The sequence below is a fragment of the endosymbiont of Lamellibrachia barhami genome (assembly GCF_011947365.2).
In the GTDB taxonomy this organism is placed as follows: domain Bacteria; phylum Pseudomonadota; class Gammaproteobacteria; order Chromatiales; family Chromatiaceae; genus QGON01.
Genome location: NZ_JAAVSH020000001.1, coordinates 4,142,033 through 4,148,554 on the forward strand (window position 1 = coordinate 4,142,033; position 6,522 = coordinate 4,148,554).

Consider the following 6,522-nt stretch of genomic DNA (forward strand, 5'->3'; position numbering starts at 1 on the left):
TGGTATTGCCTGGATTCAGTTACGCATTGCGCTGGTAGATGAAACCACCGTTACAGTCAATCACCAGCGCGGGCACAAGGGACGGTCACTTTACTGGTGCCGGACGGCCCACGGTTACCGATTCGCGTACTGGAGATCGCTGGGTGCCGTTTGCGTAATATTGCTGAAGTTGTTTCGGCCAGCCAGATAGTCACGATCACCAGCGACGGCACCGCAGTCTATATTTCTCGGTCAGATCGCGGAGCCAATCCGACTGGCAGCCTTTCAGCAACATCACCAGATGACACCTGTTCCATTGGACTTTGACACCGGCGGCAAGTTGTACATTGACGGTCAGATTTGCGCCGACTGTCATAGGGATATCCAACGACAGCTTTGACATCCTGTCTAACGATCCTGATGAAGCCACCGTTACGATCAACCTGACCGGTACAGGGGTAGCGGCGCCGGTACCCGTGCCAGATATCACTGTTACCGATTCCGTAGCGCCAACTGGCGATCTTCAGGTTCCATTTGGCAGTGTCACCGAGGGTGCCGCATCCAACAAGGTAGTCACGATCACCAATGACGGCACCGCAGATCTCACACTCGTTCAGATCGCCTTGGGCAATCCATTGGCAGCACCTTTCAGCATCCTGAATGACACCTGTTCGGCCCAGACTTTGACACCGGCGGCAAGTTGTACATTGACGGTCAGATTTGCACCGACTGTTGCAGGAACGTTCAATGACAGCTTTGACATCCCATCGGATGATCCGGATGAAGGTTCGGTGACTGTTAATCTGTCGGGTACCGGTGTGGTCGCGGATGACGATGATGGTGGTTTTGGAAGCATGGGCCCACTCGAACTATTGTTTGGCTTGCTGGGTCTTGCCTTTGCATTCGCTGCGCGCAATAACCTGGCGAAGCGGCGCAGACACAGGGCGGCTGGGGCACAATAGGCTGTCGTGTATGTGAGGCGAAAGGGGGACTGGGATGTCCCGTTTCGCATCCTGAGTGTCACGGCACGCTTGCTCGATGCTTTCGGTAAAACTTATTAGGAAGCGAAATTACCGACTATAAGCGTTTTAGTTCCCAATATGGTGTGCACGGGAGTCATACAAAACAAGGGCTTAGCGAGAAATCGCTAGGCCCTTTGTTTTTTGGGGTGGCAACTGGGGTAGCGTTTCTCAAGGTTTCATAACACTAACCTTTGCTATCTCGATCAAAATTATTTTGCATTATCTCGACATCGCCCGGTACATCAATGGAGACCTTGGGTGTGAAGCGCTGGTGCGGCCCAGCGCCAGGCACCTATTACTGCGAAATGGGAATATTGATCAGTATCTAATAAATTTAATTTGACTTAAACTCAAAATCTATAATAATTATAGGTGGATTTGATTGTCTGTGTTACTGACGTTTATTGGTATTCGCTAATGGGCGAGATTAAAGCTTTTAAAATGACGCGAGAGCGCTTTGAGAAGCTGGTTAATAGGCTGGCGGCTGACTCGTCGAATATCACATTCATAAACAACTGTACCGACGGAGATTGGGAACGTGCGGTCAACTACCGGCAAATGCTGGTTTGTCTACAAAAGGGCACCGTCCTCTCAGACCCTCGATGGGATGAGGAAAGTCAGACCCACATAGGCAACATGGGCCGTTTTCACGCAGGCCAGGACATCGCTTTAGAAATAGCTGTAGAAAAAGAACAACATCTATACGTAATTAACGTCTGTCAGTAGTCAGTGACTACATGGCGGGGGGTGTGAAATGAAAGAAGAATTGTATCAATACACTGGTTGCGGCTTGGATTATATCTATCTGACCAACGGCTATGACATAAAAGAGACTCCGTTTGGTGAAGGTGTGACCATTCGCAATCTTGACGGGTTGCACCGTGCTATTGCTACCGATTTAGTCGATGACAGACCTAACTGGACAGGGGCAGAACTGCGTTTTATCCGTAAGGAGCTGGGGTTCACCCAGCAGACCCTTGGTGCGTTTGTGTCACGTGACGCCCAGACTGTCGCTCTTTGGGAAAAAGACAAGCAGCCAGTACCTGAAGAAGCCAGCAACATCATCCGTGGGATTTATAAAAGCCGTTTGGAAGGCAACGTAGAGTTTGAAAAGATGATCGAGCGCATCAATAAACTTGATCGCCAAATCAATGATGCGGACGATAGAATGACAGCCTACAAAACAGGTGCCTCGGGGTGGCACACTGCAAAAGCCGCCTAATCAGGCCCAGCATCGCAGCCACCTACCCCCGCCATATCAGTGGCAGGGAGGTCTTTATACTGTACAAGTATTAACCTTCACCAGTCCTCTCGCTGCGGGATTGATATTGATAAACGCAGCCATGTGTTTATTATCTGCAGCCTACAGCAAATTATTGCGCTTGCGGCGGGCGATACCTAAGCTCGCAAACGCGAAACAGAAAAACCAAAATATCCCGGGCTCTGGTACTTTGAAGGATATGTATGGTATCCCCTGGTACACAGTCAGTTTTTTCCTTCCCATTCCTAAAACCATATTTTATTAAGTTTTTATTGATTTGTGTCAAGCAATTCAAATGTTGAACTGTACAACTGTAATAATGGTAATAAGCTGGTTGGCGGTGCTTCTTCTTTGGCTTGATGGCTCATCTGAAGGCAGTTCTTCGTTTGGATTCAAGCCCGCTGCATCTTGAATTTTTCGCAAACGGAGATGTGAACAATGAATAACAAATGGCTGCCCGTTTTTTCGTTAGCTATTGCAATCCTCTTACTACCGTTTACGGTCAATGCAGATTTTGCAAATGAGGTGATAATCTCTGCTCTTGACCGTGACAACGGTGACGCTTTTGGCAATTCGGTCTCTATTGACGGTGACACGGCGGTTATAGGTGCATACGATGATGATAATCGGGCTGGTAGTGCCTATGTGTATGTGCGAAATCCAGCTGGCGCCTGGATTTTGCAGCGGAAACTCACTGTGCCAGACCGTCAAGTTTTCGATAGATTTGGCGGTTCGGTCTCCCTCAGTGGTGACACGGTAGTCATCGGGGTAGAACGTGACGATGACAATGGCGACGAATCCGGTTCTGCCTATATATTTGTGCGCAACCCTGCCACCGGTGTCTGGACGGAGCAGCAAAAGCTACTGCCTTCTGACGGCGCGGCTGGTGACCAGTTTGGCTCATCTGTTTCCCTCAGTGGAGACACTGTAATCATTGCAGCACCTCTCAACTCGAGCGGTACAGCCTATGTGTTTGTGCGCGTTGGTAACGCCTGGACAGAAAAACAGGTGTTACTACCCTCTGCTGGCAGTATAAGTTTTAACGCTTTCGGCACCTCTGTTTTCATCGAGGGAGATAGAGCCATCGTTGGAGCATTAGGCGAAGATATCACCGCCACTGATTCCGGTGCTGCCTATATATTTGTACGCGACGGCACCGGCAACTGGGATCTGGAGCAAAAACTCCTCGCCTCTGATGGCACCAGTAGAGACGCTTTCGGTACTTCCGTTTCAATCAACGGTGATACGGCAATCGTTGGTGCAGCGCTGGACGGTGATCAGGGCCTTTCATCCGGCTCGGCCTATGTGTTTGTACGTGATGGCACTGGCAACTGGATAGAGCAGCCGAAACTTCTGTCCTCCGATGGCACGGCTTCTGATCACTTTGGTCAATCAGTTGTCCTGACCGGGGATACAGCAGTCGTCGGGGCTAACCGTGCCGGTGCAGCCTATGTGTTTGTACGTGACCCAGGCACAGGTGCCTGGACAGAGAATCAAATAGTCAAAGCTTCTGTGGTCGCGGCTGACTATGCCTTTTCCATGTCGATAAGCGGTAACGCATTGATCATTGGCGCACCCTCTGCTGGTTTTGTTGAAGGTCTTGCCTTTATATTCACCTCCTCGGTGGCGACGCCGGACATCACCGTCACCGACTCGGTCGCGCCGATAGATGACCTCACGGTGGCCTTTGGTGATGTCACCGAGATGACCACCGCTGATCAGACCGTGACCGTCACCAACGATGGCAACGCAGATCTGACTATCGGAAATATCGGTGCGCTGGACGCGCTGGTAGCACCCTTCAGTATTCTGAACGACACCTGCTCGACGCAGACGCTGACCCCGGCTGCCAATTGTTCCTTAACCGTGCGCTTCTCGCCACCATCGACCGGCGCTTTCAGCGACACCTTCGATATTCCCTCTGACGATCCGGACGAAAACCCGGTAACGGTCGACGTTGACGGTACGGGTATAGGGTTAGCGGTACCGGATATCACCGTTACCGATACCGTCGCCCCGCTGGACGATCTCGCGATTGCCTTTGGTAATGTCACCCAGGCCACGACTTCGGATGAGACAGTTACCATTACCAATGATGGAAATGCCGATCTGACTATCGGAAATATCGGTGCGCTGGACGTGCTGGTGGCGCCCTTCAGTATCCTGAATGATACCTGTTCAACGCAGATCCTGGCGCCAGCGGCAATCTGCACCTTGACGGTCAGGTTTGAACCGACGGCCATAGGGGCGTTCGTTGACAGCTTTGACATCCCGTCCGACGATGCAGATGAAGCCACCGTTACGATCAATCTGGCGGGCACAGGGACAGTCGCACTGGTGCCGGACATTACGGTTACCGATTCCGTAGTGCCTGCAGAGGATCTTCAGGTGCCGTTTGGCAATGTTATTGAGGGTGTTTCATCTGACCAGATAGTCACGATCACCAATGACGGCACCGCAGATCTCATTCTCGGTCAGATCGCCCAGGCCAATCCATTGGCAGCACCTTTCAGCATCCTGAATGACACCTGTTCGGCCCAGACTTTGACACCGGCGGCAAGTTGCACATTGACGGTCAGATTTGCGCCGACTGTCATAGGGATATCCAACGACAGCTTTGACATCCTGTCTAACGATCCTGATGAAGCCACCGTTACGATCAACCTGACCGGTACAGGGGTAGCGGCGCCGGTACCCGTGCCAGATATCACTGTTACCGATTCCGTAGCGCCAACTGGCGATCTTCAGGTTCCATTTGGCAGTGTCACCGAGGGTGCCGCATCCAACAAGATAGTAACGATCACCAATGACGGCACCGCAGATCTCACTCTCGTTCAGATTGCCTTGGTCAATCCATTGGCAGCACCTTTCAGCATCCTGAATGACACCTGTTCGGCCCAGACATTGACACCGGCGGCAAGTTGTACATTGACGGTCAGATTTGCACCGACTGTTGCAGGAACGTTCAATGACAGCTTTGACATCCCATCGGATGATCCGGATGAAGGTTCGGTGACTGTTAATCTGTCGGGTACCGGTGTGGTCGCGGATGACGATGATGGTGGTTTTGGAAGCATGGGCCCACTCGAACTATTGTTTGGCTTGCTGGGTCTTGCATTTGCATTCGCTGCGCGCAATAACCTGGCGAAGCGGCGCGGAAACAGGGCGGCTGGGGCACAATAGGCTGTCGTGTATGTGAGGCGAAAGGGGGACTGGGATGTCCCGTTTCGCATCCTGAGTGTCACGGCACGCTTGCTCGATGCTTTCGGTAAAACTTATTAGGAAGCGAAATTACCGACTATAAGCGTTTTAGTTCCCAATATGGTGTGCACGGGAGTCATACAAAACAAGGGCTTAGCGAGAAATCGCTAGGCCCTTTGTTTTTTGGGGTGGCAATTTGGCTAAATTGGATTCTGGCCTGGGAAGTCAAATGGAAACCTCAGCCAGCCTTCTGCTAAGATTGCCAGCATGTCAAAAAAGATACCAAAAACAGCGATTCGCCTGCCAAAAAACTTACACGCCAAGATTCTTAATGCCGCCGAAGGATCTGGCTGCTCAATGAACAGCGAAATCATCACTCGTCTCTCCGACTCTTTTGGACAGAAGGGCGATGCAGCAGAATTCGCCGATGCCCTTGATGCAGTAAAGATGACCCAAGAGCGCTTGGTGTCGTCTCTTTACCGACGCCTTTTTCATCTCGTGCACATTGCTGAACTCACATCATCTGACATTGATGAGAGCGAATTGAGCCACTATTTGGGTGAATTCAAAGAGTGGGCGGGGCAGCCGTCGTCGCCAGGCATGGAAGAGTTATTTTCGCTTGTTGACCCAGAGAGTGCAGGCACAAAAGCAGCCCTTGTGGCAATGGCGTCACTCGATCAAGATGCATTGACCAAAGCCCAACTAATTGTTTTTGCTGAAGCAAGAAAGAACAAAAGTCTGATTATCTATGCCATCAATCAGTTTGAGGACTACCTTACCGCCCATGAAGAGCGGATCTGGAAAAACTCAAAATTGCGCGATCCGTTCTGGCTCTACAATCCTGCCGCCCAAAAACTGACAGACGAGCAAGAAAAACCAGTCATCGGTGACTGAACCCCGCTCAAGACCGCTTTAATAAACATTCTTGGAATTCAGAAAAGCACCCAGACTTATATCACACTCGGATATATGGAGCAGAGCCCAATCAGTGGAAACATCATAGTCGGAGTAAAAGGTAGGATATTTTCCATTTGATACAGCAGTCACCAGATGGCCCAG

The 6,522-nt window shown here is 50.8% G+C and carries 6 protein-coding genes; 5 read left to right on the forward strand and 1 reads right to left on the reverse strand.

The window, feature by feature from the left end; genetic code table 11:
- Positions 1–326 precede the first annotated feature (326 nt).
- The 3 genes from G9Q73_RS18950 (at position 327) to G9Q73_RS18960 (ending at position 2,223) form a co-directional block, all read left to right on the forward strand.
- Entirely contained in the window at positions 327–941 is a 615-nt protein-coding gene (locus G9Q73_RS18950; protein ID WP_177421174.1) for a choice-of-anchor D domain-containing protein, read from the forward strand.
- Between the two features lie 477 nt (positions 942–1,418).
- Positions 1,419–1,727 carry a hypothetical protein gene (locus tag G9Q73_RS18955; RefSeq protein ID WP_177421175.1) on the forward strand — a complete coding sequence of 103 codons (309 nt, stop codon included), beginning with the start codon at positions 1,419–1,421 and terminating at the stop codon, positions 1,725–1,727.
- Positions 1,728–1,755: 28 nt separating this feature from the next.
- Positions 1,756–2,223 (forward strand): helix-turn-helix domain-containing protein, encoded by a 468-nt coding sequence (locus G9Q73_RS18960; RefSeq protein WP_177421176.1) that lies wholly within the window; start codon positions 1,756–1,758, stop codon positions 2,221–2,223.
- 141 nt (positions 2,224–2,364) lie between these two features.
- Here the strand turns inward: G9Q73_RS18960 and G9Q73_RS20635 are convergent, their stop codons facing one another.
- Positions 2,365–2,517 carry a PEP-CTERM sorting domain-containing protein gene (locus G9Q73_RS20635; RefSeq protein WP_369408926.1) on the reverse strand — a complete coding sequence of 51 codons (153 nt, stop codon included), beginning with the start codon at positions 2,515–2,517 and terminating at the stop codon, positions 2,365–2,367.
- Positions 2,518–2,700: 183 nt separating this feature from the next.
- Here G9Q73_RS20635 and G9Q73_RS18965 point away from each other — a divergent pair, with 183 nt between their 5' ends.
- Together G9Q73_RS18965 and G9Q73_RS18970 are read left to right on the forward strand one after the other, a co-directional pair.
- Positions 2,701–5,445, forward strand: a complete 2,745-nt coding sequence (locus tag G9Q73_RS18965) for a choice-of-anchor D domain-containing protein (RefSeq protein ID WP_177421177.1) — start codon at positions 2,701–2,703, stop codon at positions 5,443–5,445.
- Positions 5,446–5,730: 285 nt separating this feature from the next.
- Positions 5,731–6,357, forward strand: a complete 627-nt coding sequence (locus tag G9Q73_RS18970; protein WP_177421178.1) for an Arc family DNA-binding protein — start codon at positions 5,731–5,733, stop codon at positions 6,355–6,357.
- Positions 6,358–6,522: the final 165 nt, after the last annotated feature.